The organism is Enterococcus durans NBRC 100479 = LMG 10746 (assembly GCF_001544215.1).
GTDB lineage: Bacteria > Bacillota > Bacilli > Lactobacillales > Enterococcaceae > Enterococcus_B > Enterococcus_B durans.
In genome coordinates, this window is record NZ_BCQB01000032.1 from 1 (window position 1) to 20,010 (window position 20,010).

General features: G+C 38.3%; 16 protein-coding genes and 1 pseudogene. 11 read left to right on the forward strand and 6 right to left on the reverse strand.

Annotated elements, in window-relative coordinates:
- Positions 1 to 7 precede the first annotated feature (7 nt).
- From ED2_RS09650 to ED2_RS09665, 4 genes are read right to left on the reverse strand one after another with little or no spacing between them, the layout of a single operon-like run.
- A complete protein-coding gene (locus tag ED2_RS09650; RefSeq protein ID WP_016177242.1) occupies positions 8 to 679 on the reverse strand; it encodes an ABC transporter permease in 672 nt (223 codons plus the stop codon).
- Between the two features lie 5 nt (positions 680 to 684).
- Positions 685 to 1,602, reverse strand: a complete 918-nt coding sequence (locus ED2_RS09655) for an osmoprotectant ABC transporter substrate-binding protein (RefSeq protein ID WP_005875372.1) — start codon at positions 1,600 to 1,602, stop codon at positions 685 to 687.
- Entirely contained in the window at positions 1,599 to 2,240 is a 642-nt protein-coding gene (locus ED2_RS09660) for an ABC transporter permease (RefSeq protein WP_005875373.1), read from the reverse strand. The genes ED2_RS09655 and ED2_RS09660 overlap by 4 nt, the downstream gene beginning before the upstream one ends.
- A gap of 3 nt (positions 2,241 to 2,243) precedes the next feature.
- Positions 2,244 to 3,419: a betaine/proline/choline family ABC transporter ATP-binding protein gene (locus ED2_RS09665; RefSeq protein ID WP_005875375.1), complete on the reverse strand. Its 1,176-nt coding sequence runs from the start codon at positions 3,417 to 3,419 to the stop codon at positions 2,244 to 2,246.
- Between the two features lie 166 nt (positions 3,420 to 3,585).
- Between ED2_RS09665 and queA the strand changes: the two genes are divergently transcribed.
- The gene (queA, locus tag ED2_RS09670; RefSeq protein WP_016177243.1) at positions 3,586 to 4,617 is read left to right on the forward strand and encodes a tRNA preQ1(34) S-adenosylmethionine ribosyltransferase-isomerase QueA; all 1,032 of its coding nucleotides are present in this window, start codon (positions 3,586 to 3,588) and stop codon (positions 4,615 to 4,617) included.
- Positions 4,618 to 4,714: 97 nt separating this feature from the next.
- On the opposite strand, the gene ED2_RS09675 is transcribed toward queA, so the two are convergent.
- Positions 4,715 to 5,122, reverse strand: a complete 408-nt coding sequence (locus ED2_RS09675; protein ID WP_005875379.1) for a hypothetical protein — start codon at positions 5,120 to 5,122, stop codon at positions 4,715 to 4,717.
- A 649-nt stretch (positions 5,123 to 5,771) separates the two neighbouring features.
- On the opposite strand from ED2_RS09675, the gene ED2_RS09680 reads away from it, so the two are divergent.
- Positions 5,772 to 8,414: a calcium-translocating P-type ATPase, PMCA-type gene (locus tag ED2_RS09680; RefSeq protein ID WP_005875381.1), complete on the forward strand. Its 2,643-nt coding sequence runs from the start codon at positions 5,772 to 5,774 to the stop codon at positions 8,412 to 8,414.
- A gap of 56 nt (positions 8,415 to 8,470) precedes the next feature.
- Here the strand turns inward: ED2_RS09680 and ED2_RS09685 are convergent, their stop codons facing one another.
- Positions 8,471 to 9,172 carry a DUF975 family protein gene (locus tag ED2_RS09685; RefSeq protein ID WP_016177244.1) on the reverse strand — a complete coding sequence of 234 codons (702 nt, stop codon included), beginning with the start codon at positions 9,170 to 9,172 and terminating at the stop codon, positions 8,471 to 8,473.
- A gap of 209 nt (positions 9,173 to 9,381) precedes the next feature.
- Here ED2_RS09685 and tgt point away from each other — a divergent pair, with 209 nt between their 5' ends.
- The 9 genes and pseudogenes from tgt to ED2_RS09720 all read left to right on the forward strand — a co-directional run bounded on the left by tgt (position 9,382) and on the right by ED2_RS09720 (position 20,007).
- A complete protein-coding gene (tgt, locus tag ED2_RS09690) occupies positions 9,382 to 10,527 on the forward strand; it encodes a tRNA guanosine(34) transglycosylase Tgt (RefSeq protein ID WP_005875383.1) in 1,146 nt (381 codons plus the stop codon).
- A 92-nt stretch (positions 10,528 to 10,619) separates the two neighbouring features.
- On the forward strand, positions 10,620 to 11,021 hold the full coding sequence (yajC, locus tag ED2_RS09695; RefSeq protein WP_005875384.1) for a preprotein translocase subunit YajC: 402 nt from the start codon (positions 10,620 to 10,622) through the stop codon (positions 11,019 to 11,021).
- Between the two features lie 530 nt (positions 11,022 to 11,551).
- Positions 11,552 to 14,149 (forward strand): bifunctional acetaldehyde-CoA/alcohol dehydrogenase, encoded by a 2,598-nt coding sequence (gene adhE, locus ED2_RS09700; protein ID WP_016177245.1) that lies wholly within the window; start codon positions 11,552 to 11,554, stop codon positions 14,147 to 14,149.
- 255 nt (positions 14,150 to 14,404) lie between these two features.
- Positions 14,405 to 15,970, forward strand: coding sequence for a hypothetical protein (locus ED2_RS09705; protein ID WP_016177246.1), 1,566 nt, complete (start codon positions 14,405 to 14,407; stop codon positions 15,968 to 15,970).
- A gap of 337 nt (positions 15,971 to 16,307) precedes the next feature.
- Positions 16,308 to 16,427 (forward strand): annotated as a pseudogene (locus tag ED2_RS16405) (DUF3788 family protein); the annotation flags it as partial.
- Positions 16,428 to 16,675: 248 nt separating this feature from the next.
- Positions 16,676 to 18,067: a hypothetical protein gene (locus tag ED2_RS09710; protein ID WP_060789777.1), complete on the forward strand. Its 1,392-nt coding sequence runs from the start codon at positions 16,676 to 16,678 to the stop codon at positions 18,065 to 18,067.
- A complete protein-coding gene (locus tag ED2_RS15710; protein WP_155854543.1) occupies positions 18,060 to 18,224 on the forward strand; it encodes a hypothetical protein in 165 nt (54 codons plus the stop codon). Before ED2_RS09710 ends, ED2_RS15710 begins: the two co-directional genes overlap by 8 nt.
- 281 nt (positions 18,225 to 18,505) lie before the next feature.
- Positions 18,506 to 19,267 carry an IclR family transcriptional regulator gene (locus tag ED2_RS09715; protein WP_005875388.1) on the forward strand — a complete coding sequence of 254 codons (762 nt, stop codon included), beginning with the start codon at positions 18,506 to 18,508 and terminating at the stop codon, positions 19,265 to 19,267.
- Between the two features lie 95 nt (positions 19,268 to 19,362).
- Entirely contained in the window at positions 19,363 to 20,007 is a 645-nt protein-coding gene (locus ED2_RS09720) for a bifunctional 4-hydroxy-2-oxoglutarate aldolase/2-dehydro-3-deoxy-phosphogluconate aldolase (protein WP_005875389.1), read from the forward strand.
- Positions 20,008 to 20,010: the final 3 nt, after the last annotated feature.

Here is a 20,010-nt window from a genome sequence, read left to right on the forward strand (position 1 = left end):
AAATATTTTATCCTTGATTATTCGATGTCTTCGCAGCTGGATCAAGTCGGCGTTCTAGGATTCCTAAGACCCAGTCGGTAATGATAGCCATCAAAGCAGTTGGCAACGCACCGGCTAGTATGATCGATGTACCATCTGTGGCATTGGTCCCACGAATGATGATATCCCCTAAGCCACCTGCACCAACGAAGGCACCAATAGCAGTGATCCCGATGGCTACGACTAAGGCATTTCTGATCCCAGCCATGATAACAGACACAGAAAGGGGAAGTTCGACCATAAATAGCCGTTGTGTAGCTGTCATCCCCATTCCTTTTCCAACATCAAGGATTCCTTTATCTACTTGGATCATCCCAGTGTAAGTATTTTTGATGATCGGTAATAGAGAATAAAGAAAGACGGTCACGATCACTACATTGACACCTAATCCAAGGCCAATCATCAAAATAGAGATCATTGCCAATGAAGGCACCGTTTGGATGATATTTGCCAAGCGAATCACCCAGTTAGCTAATTTTCGTTTGCGAGAAACCATGATCCCAATTGGAATCCCGATGACTGCTGCAAATAATACACCGTAGATCGAAATCAGAAAGTGGCGGATGAATTGTGAAAAGACATAGGCGCCGTTTTCTTGAAAATAAACGATGAATTGTTGAAACCAGTTCATATTTTCCATTACGCTCACTTCCCTTCAAAATAGTGATTTTCTTTTAAAAATCGTTCAGCTACAACAGAAGGTTCAACGAGATTGTTGTCTGCTTCATAGTTCAACTGCTGCATTTTTTCCGTACTGATGGTGTTGCCTAACTTATTCAATGCTTCTTCTAATCCAGGGGTATTCTTCAATACCTGATTGTCAACAACAGGAGCAGCATCATAAGGAGGGAAGAAGTTGCGGTCATCTTCTAACATGACCAAGTCATAACTTGCAATCCGTCCATCAGTGGAATAGCCTAGAACGATATCCATTTTTCCGGCTTCTACAGCGTCGTACACTAGACCGATCTGCATAGGCAGGATCGAATCAAAAGAGAAGCCATAGGTTGTTTGAAACCCATCGTATCCATCTCCTTTACGAGTGATCCAAGAGGTATCTACACCAGCGACAAGTTGGTCAGCAACATTTTTTAAATCACTGACTTTTTTTAGATTGTATTTTTCAGCTGTATCTTTTCGCACAAGAAAAACATAGGTGTTTTCAAAACCGTAAGAAGGGAACCATGTTTGATCGTATCGTTTTTCAAATTCTTGTTTCACGATAGCAAAAGCTTTCTTAGGATCTTTTTCTGGTGGTAAGTTCAAGGTAGTTGTTAAATCTGTTCCAGTATAACGTGCTGCAGAGATAGAGGCATCGCCATTCATCATCGCTTGATGATTGATCGTGGTTGTCGCCAAGTTGTTGATGATAGCAGTATTTTTATCTGTATAGTGTTCCACCATCCCAGCAACTAAACTAGCCAAAATTTGCGCTTCAGAGGTAATCCCGCCGGTGATGGAGATCGTCTCTTCATCGGTGTTGCTGGCTAAACCAGGAAAAGAACAGCTTGCCAAAAGAAGAGCCGTGACCATAAGTAAGAGACTATTTAGTAATCGCTTCATTCGTCATTCTCCTCTCTTAAGGCAATAGGGGTAAGACGATTTTCTAATAGCCCTAGTAAGAAATCTGCCAGTAGTGCTAGGATCGTTACAGGAATTGTTCCAGCGAAGATCAAATCTGGCTGATAGTTATTCAAGCCACTAAAAATCAGATCACCTAAACCGCCAGCACCGATATAAGAGGCAAGCGTTGCCCAAGCGATGACATAAACGGCAGCTAAACGAATTCCTGCCATGATCGTTGGCATAGCAATCGGCAATTCTACAGAAATAATAGACTGGATATTTGTCATGCCCATCCCTTTTGCAACGTCACGATAGTTCCAGTCAACGTTTTTCATGCCAATAAACGTATTTCGCAAAATCGGTAGTAGAGAATAAATAAATAGTGCAATAATGGCCGGTGTTTTTCCGACACCAAAGAGAGGGATCATCAAAGCTAACAAAGCAAGAGAAGGGACCGTTTGTAGCGCACTAGTGATACCGATTACGATATTGGCGATTTTAGGCAGACGAGTCAATGCTACGCCAAGTGGTACAGCGACTGCGACCCCGAGAATCAAAGCTACAGCGGAGATGTAGATGTGTTCGATACTCTTGTTTAAAATTTCAGCGCCATATTGTTGAAAAAATTCAGTCATCAGTTACTCCTCCTTTGTGTCAACGGAGGTGGATGAACCAATCGCATTGGTGATCGAGTGTTCTTCTCCCCAGATGACATCATAGACGATATCCACCAGAGAAGCTCTTGTCAAAATACCTACGACTTTGTTGTTTTCATCCACAACAGGGACGTATTTCAATCCGCGTTTCAAGATCCGTTGTAAGGTATCACGTAGATAGGCGGATTCTTTTACATAAAAAACTTGTTTATTCAAAATATCACCGACACTTGATACTTTGCCACGTTTTTTATCTAGCGTTTCAACATCGATAAATCCTTTTAGAACATTTGAATTGTCTGTAACTAATAATGTATCGACACGTTTTTCCCGCATGAGTTTGATTGCTTCTTGTAATGATTTTTCAGGCGTGATCGTAATGGCTTTATTCAACATTACTTCGCCTACTCGTGTGGTGTCGGGTTTCGCTTGGAGTAGTCGATCTTCACCGATCAATTCTTCGACAAATTCATTTGCAGGATTGCGTAAAATGTTTTGAGGGGTGTCGTATTGGATCACTTTTCCTTCACTCATGATAGCGATCCGGCTCGCTAATTTGATGGCTTCATCCATATCATGGGTAACAAAAACAATCGTCTTCCCTAAACGTTCTTGCAGATCCTTGACTAGATCTTGTAAAGAATCGCGAGTAATGGGATCAAGTGCGCCAAATGGCTCGTCCATCAAGATGATATCTTGGTTAGCTGCAAGTGCTCTTACTACACCGATCCGTTGTTGTTGACCACCAGACAACTCATGAGGATAACGGTCAAGCATTTCACGTGGAAGTTCAACTAGGTCGATCATTTTTTCCGCAGTTTTATTGCGTTCTTCTTGGCTGACTTTCAGGAGTTTTTGTACGAGGGTGATATTCTCACGAATCGTCATATGAGGCATCAACCCGATACTTTGGATCACGTAACCGATTTGTCTGCGTAGCTCTACAGGATTGATATCTTGGATCGATTGACCATCGATCAATATTTTTCCTTTCGTCGGATCAGTCATTCGGTTGATCATACGCATCGTCGTTGTTTTACCGCTTCCACTGGTACCTATAAAGCAAATAAATTCACCTTTTTCGAACGAAAGATTGACATTATCGACGGCTATTTTTCCACCTTTGTAGATTTTTGATACATTTTGGAATTCAATCATGATGCCACCTCTTTTTCACTTTCTATAAAGACTGTTACTAATAATAGTATGCCTAAAATAACGTAGGAATACAAATGTTGCAGCTGTCATTTGTTCTTAGGTTTTTGCCAATCCGCTGGTAAAAATGGTAGAATGATGGGGCACAAGATAGAAAGTGAGTGACGATATGTTAACAACAGAAGATTTTGATTTTGACTTACCAGAAGAATTGATTGCTCAGACACCGTTAAAAGACCGTGACCAATCTCGTTTACTTGTTTTAGATCGAACAACAGGCGAAATGAAGGATAAACATTTTCATGATATCATTGAAGAATTAAATCCTGGTGATGCACTAGTAATGAATAATACGCGAGTGTTGCCAGCACGTCTATATGGAGAAAAGCCAGATACAGGCGCACACTTGGAAGTTCTTCTTTTGACAAATACAGAAGGTGATACATGGGAAACGCTGATCAAACCAGCGAAACGTGCGAAAGTAGGCACACGGATTTCTTTTGGGGATGGCCGATTGCAAGCTGTGGTCAAAGAAGAATTAGAACATGGTGGCCGCATCATCACATTTGAGTACGAAGGGATTTTCTTAGAAATCCTTGAATCATTAGGTGAAATGCCTTTGCCGCCTTATATCAAGGAACGCTTAGAAGACCCAGATCGTTACCAAACCGTTTATGCTAAGGAGAACGGCTCAGCAGCAGCACCAACAGCAGGCTTGCATTTCACGAAAGAATTATTGGATGAAATCGAAGCAAAAGGGGTAGAACTAGTCTATCTTACGTTACATGTTGGTTTAGGAACGTTCAGACCTGTAAGTGTGGACAAAATCGAAGAGCATCACATGCACAGTGAATTTTATCGTCTAACGGAAGAAGCAGCTGAACGACTAAATCAAGTGCGTCAAAATGGCGGGAAAATCGTAGCCGTGGGGACAACATCTATTCGAACACTAGAAACGATCGGTACGAAATTTGATGGAGAAATCAAAGCGGATAGCGGTTGGACTGATATTTTTATTACACCAGGCTACCAATTTAAAATCGTTGAGGCGTTCTCGACTAACTTTCATTTACCAAAATCAACATTGGTCATGTTAGTTAGTGCGTTTGCTGGAAGAGAGCTGACGTTAGCGGTGTATCAACATGCAATTGATGAACGCTATCGTTTCTTTAGCTTTGGCGATGCAATGTTCGTGAAGTGATTTTAATAAAGAGCGTGAAGCAAAAAAACTCGAAATAATCAAAAAACAGTGGTCGCAGCAGAATTTCTCTGCTTGGATCACTGTTTTTTGATGTTGCTCAGTTTTCTGGCTGATCAACATATCTTTTTAAAGGAATAATATTTAACACTTTTTGTGCATTAGGATAAGTTGCTTGGATAGCGGTCAAAATCGATTGATTTTTCGGATGAACAACATTTCGAACGATTTTTTTCCTCCCAGTAGATTCGAAATAGATTTGATGAACATCCGCATCAGCAAAAATGATTTTTTTTTGTAACAACTCTCTTTGAAAAGGCGGTGCGACATGTCCCCAGTCGAAGAAATCAAGTTGTGTCTGTTGCTGATCAAAATGAATCTTTCGCTTTAATTCGTTTTCCGTCACACAATCTTCTGTAAAGATGAATTGTTTGAACAGATAGTGATTCCCCAATGAATCCGTTTTTTTGTCATATTGAATATAAATTTTACAGTCTAATAAATGCATCTTGCTTCCCCCTGAAGAAAAGATAGCACAAATTAGGGTGCAGAAATATCGATATTTTAGTTAATTTAAAAATTTTTTGAACAAAAAAAGAGCCAAGCTCTCGATAAGCTCAGCTCTCTCGTATTCGGAAGGAATCGAATAAACAGAAATAAGTGTAACTTTCCATGATTCATGCAAAGTACGGTGTTGAATTTCTTCTTGATAAACAAAAAATCTTGTTTTCGTTACATCTTCAACAGTTGAAATGTTGAAACATCTCTTGTTCCTATTCAATTTTCAGACGTTCATGTTATTCATTTGTTACGTATCTTGTTACTTCTTGTTTTGGAGACTCGATCATCCAAACATCCATACGCATTCACTATTTATAAAGGTATACTTTACATGTAATCAGTGGTGAAACCTGTACTTCTAACAACTTTGTTTGCCTATTCTAATCTATCGAGAAATTCTTCTGTTTATTTGATGTTATCCTCCTTCCTTACACCCATATAATAGCATAGTTTGATAGCGTTTGCAAAAGAAAAGTATTTTTTTCTACCTATCTAATTTGGATACCATTAAGCGCTATACTTGAATGGATCAAAAAAAAGATGTTATAGTAAAATTAGTACCTTTTTTGTGCGTACAATATTAAAGGAGGAATAGGATGGACAAATACAAGCAGACGGTGAAAGAAGTAGAGCAGGAAACAAAGACAGATATTGAACAAGGACTGACGACGGGAGAAGCAGAAAAACGAAGTCAGCAGCAAGGAAAAAATCAATTTGATGAAGCACCAAAAGAATCGATCACAAAAAAATTTCTGCGGAGTTTATCTGATTTTACAACGATCATTTTACTTATAGCAGCAGTCATTTCGTTTTATACAGCGTTCGCGACAGAACATGGCGACTTATTTGAAGGGCTTTTGATCATTGCTATCGTTATCATTAACTCAGTGTTAGCGGTCGTGCAAGAAGGAAATGCAGAAAAAGCGTTAGAGTCATTGCAAGATATGAACAAGCAGACGGCAACTGTTATCCGCGATGGCAAAGTAGAAAAAGTTGATGCAGAAAATCTGGTAGTAGGCGATGTCTTAGTTTTAGAATCGGGTTCTGCTATTGCCGCTGATGCTCGTTTAGTTGAAACGTCGCAGTTGCGAGTAGAAGAATCGGCACTGACAGGTGAAAGTGAAGCGGTTGAAAAAGAGGCAGATTACATCACTAAAGAAGATGAGTCGCTTGGCGATCAGTTGAATATGGTCTTTAAAGGATGTACTGTAGCGGCTGGTCGAGGAAAAGCAATCGTCACAGCTATTGGAATGGACACAGAAATGGGTAAGATCGCTGGTCTTTTGAATGACCATACAGCCCAAAAAACACCTTTACAAATACGGTTGAATCAACTAGGAAAACGGATCAGCTTGATTGCACTAGCTGCCGCTGTATTGGTTTTTATTATCGGGGAACTTCAAGGTGAACCATTGCTAGAAATGTTTATGACGTCAGTTTCTTTAGCCGTAGCCGCTGTACCGGAAACATTGACCGTTATCGTTACGCTGACATTGGCATATGGTGTACAGAAAATGGCTAAAAAACACGCGATTATCCGTCAATTACCAGCAGTCGAGACCTTAGGGACAGCCAATGTCATCTGTTCCGATAAAACTGGTACATTGACCCAAAATAAAATGCGCGTTCGTCGGGTTTGGAGCAAAGAAGATGAAGTAACGGATATCGAGGACTCCATGACAAACAGCGCGATGGAAATCTTGAAAATGGCGGCGCTTTGTACCGACGTTACAGTAGAAAAAGAAAACGATGATCTTATCGTGAAAGGAAATCCGACTGAAGCAGCAATTGTACGTGCTGTAGAAGAAAATTATCATACAAAAGAGGAATTAGAAGAAAAATACCCACGAATTGATGAACTTCCATTTGATTCTGATCGTAAAATGATGACGACAGTCCATCAAATGGGGGAGAAATACATCTCAATTACTAAGGGAGCATTTGATGTTTTATCTGAACGCTTTACTTCAGGTGATGTGGAGCAAGCTACTGCTGTCAATGATCGTTTTGGTAAAAATGCGTTACGTGTGATTGCGGTTGGCTATCGAACATATGACGAAGAGCCGCAAGAAATCACTTCTGAAGCGTTGGAAAATGATCTTCGCTTGATTGGTTTGATCGGGATGATCGACCCACCACGACCAGAAAGTAAAGGGGCCATCAAACGTGCGAAAAAAGCGGGCATCAAAACGGTGATGATCACAGGGGACCATGTCGTGACTGCCAGCGCCATTGCAAAAGAATTAGGAATCTTATCTCATCCATCGGAGGCGCTTTCCGGTTCTGAATTACAAGCATTGTCAGATGAAGAACTAGATGAACGGGTACAGGAGCTTTCGGTTTATGCTCGTGTGACTCCAGAAGATAAGATCCGCATCGTAAAATCATGGCAACGAACAGGTGCTGTAGTAGCAATGACTGGAGATGGGGTCAATGATGCTCCAGCTTTAAAGGCAAGTGATGTTGGCTGTGCGATGGGCATTGCAGGAACAGATGTTGCGCAAAGTGCTTCGGATATGATTTTGACAGATGATAATTTTGCTACGATCGTTGATGCGGTAAGTCAAGGACGCTCGGTTTATCAAAATATCCGTAAGGCAATCAATTTTCTATTGAGTTGTAATATTTCTGAGATTTTCATTGTGTTGATTGCGATGTTATTAGGTTGGGGAGCGCCATTCACGGCTGTTCAGTTGCTATTTGTCAATGTCGTAGCAGATGGATTGCCAGGATTCGCTTTAGGAAGAGAGCCTGCTGAGAAAGGGATCATGGATGAAGCACCGATTCCTAAAAATGAGGGGATATTTGCTCGTGGTCTGATGCAGAAGATCGCCATCAATGCGAGTGTTTTTACAGTCGTTACTTTATTTGGTTACTATTTAGGAACATTTGTAAATACGATCAGTCCATGGGTAGAAGCAAGTCAAGAAGTAGGGCAAACAGTTGCTTTCTTGGTATTGGCGTATTCGTCAATCTTACATGTCTTCAATGTGCGCAGTAGCCAGTCGATCTTCAAAGTGAACCTAGCAACGAATAAATCGTTACTGGAAATGGCTGTTCTATCGATCGTCATCACTACGGCAGTTGCATTATTACCATTTACGCAGACACTATTCAATTTAGTCCACATTAGTTTGAATCACTGGCTCTTAGTGGGATTATTATCGATCGTACCAATTGCGGTCGTCGAGTTGATCAAATTCCATCAATTACCAGAAGCAGAAGAAGAGGAAGAATGATAAATAAAAAAGGTTACTGCTTGGGGCAGTAACCTTTTTTGCTTTATCTAGAACGTTTAAACTTCTTTTGGTAGTTCATTATAAAATGCTGCTTTTGTTGCAGAGATATAAGGATTCAACCATAGATAACCGATTCCAAATGTTAACATCGCTAAAATGTGCCAGCCGATAAAGGTAAGATCCAACCAGAATAATTTTCCTTTATAGCCATCCATCAATTTACGACTTGCTGTGATCGTATCTAAGACGCCAGGTTTTTCTCCAGTATCTGTGACGATATCATAATAGATAAAGTAACTTTGAGAATAAGAATAACTTTTGATGATCCCAGGAATAACCAAAAGTAATGCCCACAAGGTAATAAAGATTGATGTTAAAAGTGCTAATAAAATGATCCCGCCGATGAACAAACCAGAAAATCCGCGAAAAGCATCTTTAAACGGTTCGATCTGTGTCTTAGTTCCACGTAAGAGATCTAAGTATGTCCAAGAGATCCCACTCATGAACAATGCACTGATGATAGAAGAGATGATCCCGCCACCACTACTTGCCCCACCACTGGTATTGTTTGCCGCCATATCTTGGACCGCTGTAGGATCACTATAGAAATTGACAAATAGCAAAGCAGTAGGGACAGCAATGATAAGGATAATAGCAATGGCAATCAATGTTGGAATCAGATTCAATAAGACTGCTTGCCCCCAACGACCTCTTAAACTGTCTTTTGCCTGTTGTTTCAGTTCTTTTGAAGATAACATATTTTTCACTCCTCTTTTAATTGATGTGAACAGTATAACAAAGAAGAACCATTTTGGCTTTTAAAAAAGTTAGGAGTTATTAAAAAAATTCAAAAAAGGGGTATTAAATAAAAATAGAATAAAGGAAGAGGTCTTGCAAAAAGTAGGTGAAACGATTATGATGGTGGGAGTTGTCATTGCGATTATTTTTAAAGAAAGTAGGGAATTGAATGTCACAACCTGCCATTCGTTATCGTTTAATCAAAAAAGAAAAACACACGGGTGCCCGTCTTGGTGAATTGATTACCCCTCATGGGACATTTCCCACACCAATGTTCATGCCTGTAGGTACATTAGCAACAGTAAAAACAATGTCACCGGAAGAGTTAAAAGCAATGGGTGCGGGGGTCATTTTAAGTAATACCTACCATTTGTGGCTACGTCCTGGCGAAGACCTAGTAGAAGAAGCTGGTGGCTTGCATAAATTTATGAATTGGGATCAGCCGATTTTAACTGATTCAGGAGGCTTCCAAGTCTTCTCATTAAGTGATATGCGAAACATCGAGGAAGAAGGCGTACATTTCAAAAACCATTTGAATGGTTCAAAAATGTTCCTATCTCCAGAAAAAGCAATCAATATCCAAAATAAACTTGGTTCAGACATCATGATGAGTTTTGATGAATGTCCTCCGTTTGATGAAAGTTATGACTATGTCAAAAAATCAGTGGAACGGACATCTCGTTGGGCAGAAAGAGGTTTGAAGGCACATGCCAATCCAGATCGACAAGGATTATTTGGAATCATCCAAGGAGCGGGCTTTGAAGACCTACGTCGCCAAAGTGCAAAAGACTTAGTCGGTATGGATTTCCCTGGTTATTCAATCGGCGGATTATCTGTTGGTGAACCTAAAGCAGAAATGAATCGAGTGTTAGAATTTACGACACCATTGATTCCAGAAAGTAAACCGCGCTATCTAATGGGGGTTGGTGCAGCTGACTCATTGATCGATGGAGTGATCCGCGGTGTGGATATGTTCGATTGCGTGTTACCTACACGTATTGCTAGAAATGGAACATGTATGACGTCACAAGGTCGATTAGTTGTTAAAAACGCGCAATATGCACGTGATTTTCGTCCAATCGATGAAAAATGTGATTGCTATACATGTAAGAACTATACACGTGCGTATATACGTCATCTGATCAAATGTGATGAAACATTTGGTATCCGTTTGACTTCCTACCACAATCTATACTTCTTGTTGAATTTGATGAAACAAGTTCGTCAAGCGATTATGGATGATAACTTATTGGAATTTCGTGCAGCCTTTTTCGAAGAATATGGCTTTAATAAAGAAAATGCCAAAAGTTTCTAATATTTTTATCTAAATTTATGTAAAAAACTAGTGTCTAGCAGGTTTTTCTGCTAAAGTTGAGTTTGTAGATACATGTTAGCGAGGTGAAAAAAATGGGCTCATTACCAATGTTAGTGATGTTCGTGGTTATTTTAGGAATGTGGTTTTTTATGTCACGCTCACAAAAGAAACAACAACAAGAACGTCAAAGTTTGCTAGATAGTATGAAACAAGGCGATGAAGTAGTGACTATTGGCGGATTGCATGGTGTTGTTTCAGAAGTCGATAATGAAAAACGCACAGTTGTTTTAGACTGTGAAGGGATTTTCTTAGAGTACGATCGAGCAGCAATCAAGACGGTGAAACCTGGGACTGTCGTGGCAAACGATACTGTCGTTACACCAGTAGAAGAACCAGTTGAACCTAAAGATGCCGAAACAGCTGAAACAGTAGAAGTGAAAGAAGAAATCACTACCACTGTAGAAGAACCAGAGGACCACAAAGAAGTTAAATAAGCAGTTTCACAAAAAAATGTGAAAGAAGCACTTCGCCTTGAGTAAAAAGAGGTCAAGACAAAAGTCGTTTAGGTTTGAGAAATTGGAGAGAAAAACGAACAATATGCTTTTTTTTGTATTGTCCGTTTTTCTTGAAATTTCCGAAAAACCTGACTTTTGGACTTTCGTTTATTCGAGATTCTGTAGCAAATCTGATGTTTAGATTTGTCTTATCGCTGAGGCGAGGCTTCTTAAATACAGCTTATTCGAGAGTGTAGGACGCAAGAGATCTTTTACTTGTGTCCTACGCTTTTTTGTTAGAAAAAAACAAGTTTGTTAATAGTTGAATAAGAGTATTTTGTGGGAATGTATACATAGGAAGTTGAAAACATCTAATACACCTCTCTTTTTTATTGAATTAATAGGAATTTATACGTATTTTTAAGACTGTGAAAAAAATCACAAAAAAGTGTTTACATAAGAAAAGTTTTATTGTATGATGTGTATGTGAAATAATTAACAAATAACCAGGACCTAGTAGGAGGACTATAATGGCTAAAGTAATGGAAAAAGAACAATCAAAAACGATCGATGTCCAAGCAATGATCGATGAGTTAGCAACCAAAGCAAATGTCGCGTTAAAAGAAATGGAAAATTTTGATCAAGAAAAAGTGGACCATATCGTACATGAAATGGCAATGGCAGCCTTAGACCAACATATGCCCCTTGCCAAAATGGCAGTTGAAGAAACAGGCCGTGGAATCTATGAAGATAAAGCAATAAAAAATATGTATGCTTCTGAATACATTTGGAACAATATCAAACATGACAAAACAGTGGGTGTCATCAACGAAGATACCCAAAAAGGATTGATTGAGATTGCTGAACCAGTTGGTGTCGTTTGTGGGGTAACACCGACAACGAATCCTACTTCAACGACAATCTTCAAATCGATGATCGCTTTGAAAACAAGAAATCCGATCGTATTCGCATTCCATCCAAGTGCTCAAAAGTCTTCTGCTGAAGCAGCACGTGTAGTACGTGATGCAGCGATTGCAGCTGGCGCGCCAGAAAATTGCATCCAATGGATCGAACATCCATCAATTGATGCGACATCTGCGCTAATGAATCATCCGGGTATTGCAATTGTATTAGCAACTGGTGGAGCAGGCATGGTCAAATCAGCTTACTCAACAGGAAAACCAGCATTAGGCGTGGGACCTGGTAATGTACCTGCCTACATTGAAAAAACAGCAAAAATCAAACGTGCAGTAAATGATTTGATCGTTTCAAAAACATTTGACAACGGTATGATCTGTGCTTCTGAACAAGCAGTGATCGTTGACAAAGAAACTTATGCAGCTGTAAAAGCAGAATTCCAAGCACATCAAGTGTATTTCGTGAAACCTACAGAACTTTCACAATTAGAAGATGCAGTGATGAATGAAGGAAAATATGCAGTCAATCCAGCAATCGTTGGTCATTCTGCTGTAGAAATCGCAAAATTAGCAGGTATCAAAGTGCCTGAAGGAACAAAAATGTTAGTAGCGGAACTAGCAGGTGTTGGTGCAGATTATCCGTTATCTCGCGAAAAACTTTCACCAGTCTTAGCAATGGTCAAAGCAAATAGTACGGAACACGCTTTTGAATTATGTGAAGGAATGCTTAATTTGGGCGGATTAGGACATACAGCAGTTATTCACTCAGAAGATGAAGATCTACATGTGAAATTCGGGTTACGTATGAAAGCTTGCCGTATCTTAGTGAATACACCATCAGCAGAAGGCGGAATCGGAAATATTTACAATGAAATGATTCCATCTCTAACATTAGGCTGTGGTTCATATGGGAAGAACTCTGTATCTAGAAACGTCTCAGCGGTGAACTTAATCAATGTCAAAACTGTAGCGAAACGGAGAAATAATATGCAATGGTTCAAATTACCACCAAAAATCTTCTTTGAAAAGAACTCTTTGCTTTATTTAGAAAAAATGGAAAATGTGGAACGCGTGATGATCGTTTGTGATCCAGGTATGGTTCAGTTTGGTTATTGCGATACGGTTCGAGAAGTATTGGCACGTCGTAAGAATGATGTGAAAATCGAAGTCTTCTCAGATGTTGAACCAAACCCTTCAACAAATACCGTCTATGCGGGAACAAAACTAATGGCTGATTTCAAACCAGATACAGTGATCGCTTTAGGTGGCGGATCTGCAATGGATGCGGCTAAAGGCATGTGGATGTTCTATGAACACCCAGATACTTCTTTCTTTGGCGCAAAACAAAAATTCTTAGATATCCGTAAACGTACGTATAAAATCGATAAACCAGAAAAAACTCAATTTGTATGTATCCCGACAACTTCAGGAACGGGTTCAGAAGTGACACCATTTGCCGTTATCACAGACAGTGAAACACATGTGAAATATCCATTAGCTGATTATGCATTGACACCAGATGTGGCAATCGTTGACCCGCAGTTTGTAATGTCAGTTCCAGCATCAGTTACTGCAGATACAGGTATGGATGTGTTGACACATGCAATCGAATCTTATGTTTCAGTAATGGCCTCAGATTATACAAGAGGATTAAGTTTACAAGCAATCAAAATAGTCTTTGACTATTTAGAAAAATCAGTGAAAACACCAGATATGGAATCACGTGAAAAAATGCATAACGCTTCTACAATGGCTGGTATGGCGTTTGCGAATGCGTTCCTAGGTATTTGTCACTCAGTCGCACATAAAATCGGTGGAGAATATGGTATCCCACATGGTCGTACGAATGCGATCTTGTTACCACATATCATCCGCTACAATGCAAAAGATCCACAAAAACATGCAATGTTCCCTAAATATGATTATTTCCGTGCAGATACAGATTATGCAGATATTGCAAAATTCTTGGGTCTAAAAGGAAATACAACGGAAGAACTAGTGGAAGCATTAGCAACAGCTGTTTATGAATTAGGACAAGCTGTAGGAATCGATATGAATTTGAAAGCACAAGGTGTGACACAAGAAATATTAGATTCAACAGTTGATCGTATGGCAGAACTTGCATACGAAGATCAATGTACGACAGCAAATCCAAAAGAACCGTTGATCAGCGAATTGAAACAAATCATTGTTGATGCGTATAACGGGTAATCAATAAGCAACCTAGTCAAATAAGAAAGTCTCTCAAATCAAAGGACGAATCCGAATAGATATCAAGTTTCTTACCTGATTTCTATTATGGAAAACCGTTTCTCGATTGAGAGGCTTTTTTATGTTTAGCACTGTCCTTACAATGAACGTTTTGCTATTTTCAATAAAGTTTTTTATAAGAAATAATAGTTTTAGAACACTGAGAACAGCATGCTAAACTAATAGTTACGATAGAAAATGAAAAGGAGAAATAATATGGCTACAGAACCGAACTATGAAAAAATAAATGAAGACAAACGAAAAGCAGAACTTAGCAAAAGAGAGGATGAGTTAAAAAGGCTACAAAGTTCAGAGCAACAGTTGTCAAGATACGGTGATAGTAAAATGGATCGAATCCTATACTTGAGACAGGAGATAAAGGCACTTAGAAATCCTGATCAAAGTATATCGCATAAGGCACTTCATGAAATAGAAGTCTCTAATTTAAAAGTAGAACGAACTATTTTAGAGAAGAAACTAGGTGGTAGGTATATTAATCCTAGTGAGGAAACAAATTGGATAAAAAAACTGAATATTGTGAATAAAAAAATAAAAGGAATCGACAACCAATATCTATATTTAAGTGAACAGACACCAAAAGATGAAATTTCAAAAGGGATCAGCCAGCTACTAGCAAGTGGAAGGCAGAAAAGAGACTATTATGGTAATGAGAACCAAAAAACGGATAAACTACTTACAGAAATATCTAAGTGTCAAGGAAATGTATTGGAGAAATTATACAACCGATTAGATAATATCGTAACTGAGGGTCAGAAGAAATTACTTAAAGATGTAGATCAACTTATTGATAATAATTTTATTGAAACAACTATTCCAGAGAAATCTTTTGAGAAAAATAAAACAGCCCAAAACATACTCAATAATGCAGAAAAATATAAGAAAAATTGTGTTGTAATGGTCAATAACTTTTACCAGCAAAACTATGTAGTAGCAGATGCACTAGAAGATTATGAAAAGAAGTTGAAGGGAAACAAAATGGCAAAGTCTGCTTCCGTTAAAGTAATAAAATTTGTGTCGAGACTTCAAAAAGTTGTTGAAGCAAGACAACAAACAAGCAAAGTAGAAATGCCAGATAAAAATGATCAAAAAAAAGACCAGACATTTTATCAGGAAGTGCCGATTCCTAGTGGGCAAGGAGCTACAAAAGATCAAGGAAGTTTTACACAAGCGTCAAATCAAAGTGTGAGTGGACGGGTCAGTTTAGTATCTAATGAATTTGATGCTAGAGAAACCTCTACAGACGGGGTAAAAGAAGCCGTAGCCGTAAAAGTACCAGAGAACAAGGGAACACCGACAGAAGTGAAGAAACAAGAGGCGCCTTCGAAGCAGAGTTATCCAAGGTATTCAACTGTTAACGGTCAGGTCGTTAAGGATGAAACAGGCATATCCAAAAATTACAAAGAAATATTCGTATTGAATAACGGTATCTCCATCATTAAGGAAGAACTTGGGAAAGCTATAACACAGCGAGAAGTATTCACAGATCGTGGAAAAACCCTTATAGGAAGGATACGTAATTTCTTTAGAAAAGGGACGATCAAACGGCTGGATAATACAATTAGTTCTTGCAAAGAAAAAATCGAAAGCAAGCAAAGTGAATTGGCACAACTCCAGAATCCAACAGATAAATCGAAGGAGAACCTACAGCAATCATTTGAGCAGGTAACAGATCGATCAAAAGAAGTAAGCAAAGATAAAAGCAGCCACAAACCACAAGCGAAGTCTCGAACCAAGAAAGAAGTAGTAACAGAATTGGCATAACTAGTGGATCTCTAGCTGATCTAAAATGCAAGAGTCGTAGCCATACATATAATGTAATAGAACAAAACTTTAGAAAGGTCGGGAGGTGTCTTACTCCGAGAATAAGAAGAAATTCACAGAAATTGCTTTTCTGATTTTTGTAAATTTTGGTTTGTTTTTCGGAAGAGTTACGCTTCTACTATCTTCCTTTATTCATATTTAGAATGAGGTCGAGACAAAAGTCGTTTAGGTTTGAGAAATTGTAGAGAAAAACGAACAATACGTTTTTTGTATTGCTCGTTTTTTTTTTGAGATTTCCGAAAAAACTGACTTTTGGACACCGTTTATTTGAGAGAGGCTGGGACAGAAGTGTTTAACTCCGAGAAATAAGAAGAAATGAACGAAAATTGCTTTTCAAATTTTTGTGAATTTCGGCTTATTTCCGAAGGAGTTGCTTCTGCTCCCGTCGTTTATTCGAGAGTCTGTAGCAAACCTGATTTTTAGATTTGTCCCACATTCATTCTTCTTTCTATAGAAGAATTACTGAGTTTTTGTTACGAGAAAATCATGAGGAAAACCTCAAAATCATCTGTGGAAACTGTATTTTTTGTTATCGGTAAATATCGTTCAAGCAATACAAAGATTCCATAGTAAGATAAATATCGTTAGTAAATTATAAGGAGGAATGGGCATGTATGATTTGGCAGAGGAAAAAATAAAAAAAGAATGAAAGAAATGGTATCTGAAATAAAGGATCTAAAGAAAGAAAAAGAAAAACTACAGGTAGAATTGGATACCTTAGCACGAACGAACCAATTAGTAGGGGCTGGCGAATATGAGAAACACCAAAAATTGACTATTGAAATCAGTCAGTTAGAAGAGATGCTAAAAAAAATGCAGAGTAAAGATGCACTAATGAGACATGAGACTTTTTACTCTATATTGGAAAAAGAAAAACAGTCTGAAATAGAAGCATTCCAAGTAACCGCAAATACAAATGATCCACTGACAAGAGAATATGGAAAAAAGAGACTGGCGGAAATAAATAAGGAACTAATTGAATTAAAAAAGTTTTTTAGTTATATCGATTTTCTAAAAGAAAAGAAACACAATCTTGAGATCATGGCAGTTGAGATAAAAGGTATGAATCGATTGAAAAAAGAACTGAGTTCTAACTATCAAGCAGTATTGGATCTGTCCATAGTCGAATTATCTGATAGAGAACTCTCGCAAACGATTGTGAATGTAAGAAAAGAAAGCCCGCAAATACTAGATAAAATGATAGCGCTTAACTCTAAGATGGACGGCCTTAAAATTGAGGGGCTTGTCCCACTATCCAATTCAAAACTGCGAGAAAAACAGTCTGAAAATCCTGTAGAGAAAACACGAGAGGACGGTATCAATGAGATTAAAATGTATAAGAAAGAGTGTTGGATCGCCCAAAATAATCATGCAAAATATTATTCTTTTTTAGTTTCGCTTACTGCAGAGTATAAACAAATGGAGACTAAAAAAATGAGTATCTCTGAAAAAAATAGACAGACAGCGATCGTGAAGAGAGTCATACATAATCTTAAGAGTGCTGGCGAACGTAAAAGAGATCTTATAGATTATCCATTCTATTTACCCAACATAGAGACATCCAATCCTGCTCTCACTGATTTTAAACAAATAGTAGAGGATTATGACCACAATAAATTAGGTGTAAATAAAGAGAGTGACTTATCTACAAGGTTATCGATTATTTCTGAGGGATCATATGAAAGTGTAAGAGTTTTCGAAAATCAAGGATCGACGACTAGCGAAATTCGTTCAGCTGACAGTCAGATAGCCAGTGGTTCCGATTTTGAAAAAGATATGAGTACAAAAAGATCTGAATTTGAAAAGAATGAGAAGAGTATCGCCCTTTCAGGAATAGAGAAGTCACAACAACATATGGATGATCATAAGGAAGGTTCTAACTATGATGCAGTGGACAGTCAGTCCATTATTCTTGAAACTGATCTTAATGAAATTCGGGAACTAACCAAGCAAAAATTGGGAGAAATGACGGATAAGATAAACAATTTTTCTCATATGCTGAAAGTAGTAGAAGAATGCAAGCAAACTGTTGCTTAAAAAACAGGTTCTACAAGCTGATATTGAACTACATGAAGAATTAAAGGGAAGTTTCAAAACAAAATTAGAAAATTATCAAAAATCAGCTATCACAAAAGCTGCTCAAGTGAGAAGTCTTCAACCTACAAATGAAAATAAAAAAAGTAGAGAGAGGTAACAAGTAGGAATGTATATCCATTTTTTTGGAATCAGAGAGTCCAAAGTAATTAGTTAGAAGTAATCAAGTATAAGAATCTTGATGTATTTTTCGGAAAATTTGCGTTTAGAATGCCATTTATTCAAAAAAGAGTGTGTCGAGAAATTTGTCACACTCTTTTTCAATTTTATTGAAGCAATTTATCATTTATTTTTAGGCTGAATTCTTTTTTTAATAGAAATCCCTTTCAATTTTCGTCTAATTTGATTATAATTTCCTATATAGAAATAGGAGGAAGCGATATGGAAAAAAAGAAACCTTACGGTACGGTGCTGATCAAAGCATCGATTATTTTAGATTTTCTGGCTGAGCAACCAGACACTTCTTTACAAGAAATTGCGAAAGGCACAGATATGACACCATCGACAGTATTGAAAATTTTAGATACATTACTGCTGATTGGGTATGTCAATAAGAGTACAGAGAAAAATTATCGCTTAGGCGGGAAACTTGTGCGTTATGCCAATAAAAATATCGATCAGATCGATTTAGTCGAAATCACACGACCATATTTAGAAAAATTACAGGAAACGATTGACGAAACGATTCACTTAGGTGTGTTGGACAACGAGGAAATATTATACGTCAATAAACTGGATCCCAAAAATCAGACAATCAGAATGTCTTCTAAAATAGGAATCACAAGGCCTTTATATAGCTCGGCTATGGGGAAAGCCGTATTAGCTGAGTTCGCTGAACCGCAGTATGAAAAGTATGTGGAGTCACACCAATTGATCCCATATACAGAATATACAATAACGAATAGTTTGAAACTGAGAAAAGAACTTGATGAAGTAAAAATGACCCAGGTTGCTTTTGATGACGAAGAAGTCGAAAAGGATATTTTTTGTATCGGGGCTTCGATTGTCAAAGGAGAGGAAATCATCGGGGCTTTTAGCATTAGCATGCCTAAATATCGTTTGACACCTGAAGTAAAAGATAAAATCATCCAATCAATCAAACAAACGAAAGAAGAAATTGAAAAAACACTCAAAAAAAAATGAAAAAGCGTTTGCGTTTTTTCGCCACTGTCGTATAATATGGATATAGATTTCCAAATTATAAAACTAAATTTCTTTATAGGAAACTGGTGGAAAAAATGAAAAAACTAGACATTTTGACACGTTTAAAAAAAGCTGGAGTAATCGCTGTTGTCCGTGGAGAGACGAAAGAAGAAGCGCTCAGTGCTTGCCAATCAATAGTCAAAGGCGGGCTAAAAGGGCTTGAACTGACATTTACTGTCCCACAAGCAGATCAAGTGATCAAAGAATTATTGTCGATCTACAAAGATCAAAAAGATGTGGTGATCGGTGCGGGAACAGTCTTAGATGCTGTAACAGCACGATTAGCTATTTTGGCAGGAGCTGAATATATTGTCAGTCCTTGTTTTGACAAAGAAACGGCTGAGTTATGTAATTTGTATCAGATACCTTACTTGCCAGGATGCATGACGATCGATGAAATGAAAACAGCACTTAAGAGTGGTGTGGATATCGTCAAATTATTTCCGGGTAGCGCCTATGGTCCTAGTATCGTTACTGCATTTAAAGCGCCAATGCCACAACTCAATATCATGCCGACTGGTGGAGTCAGTTTAGATAATATGAAGGATTGGTTCGATGCCGGCGTGATCACTGTAGGTGTAGGAGGCAATTTATTGGCTCCTGCCGCAACAGGCGATTTTGATAAAGTAACCGAAGTGGCTCAGCAATACGTCGCGAAATTACAAGAAATAAAGGGGTAGGTG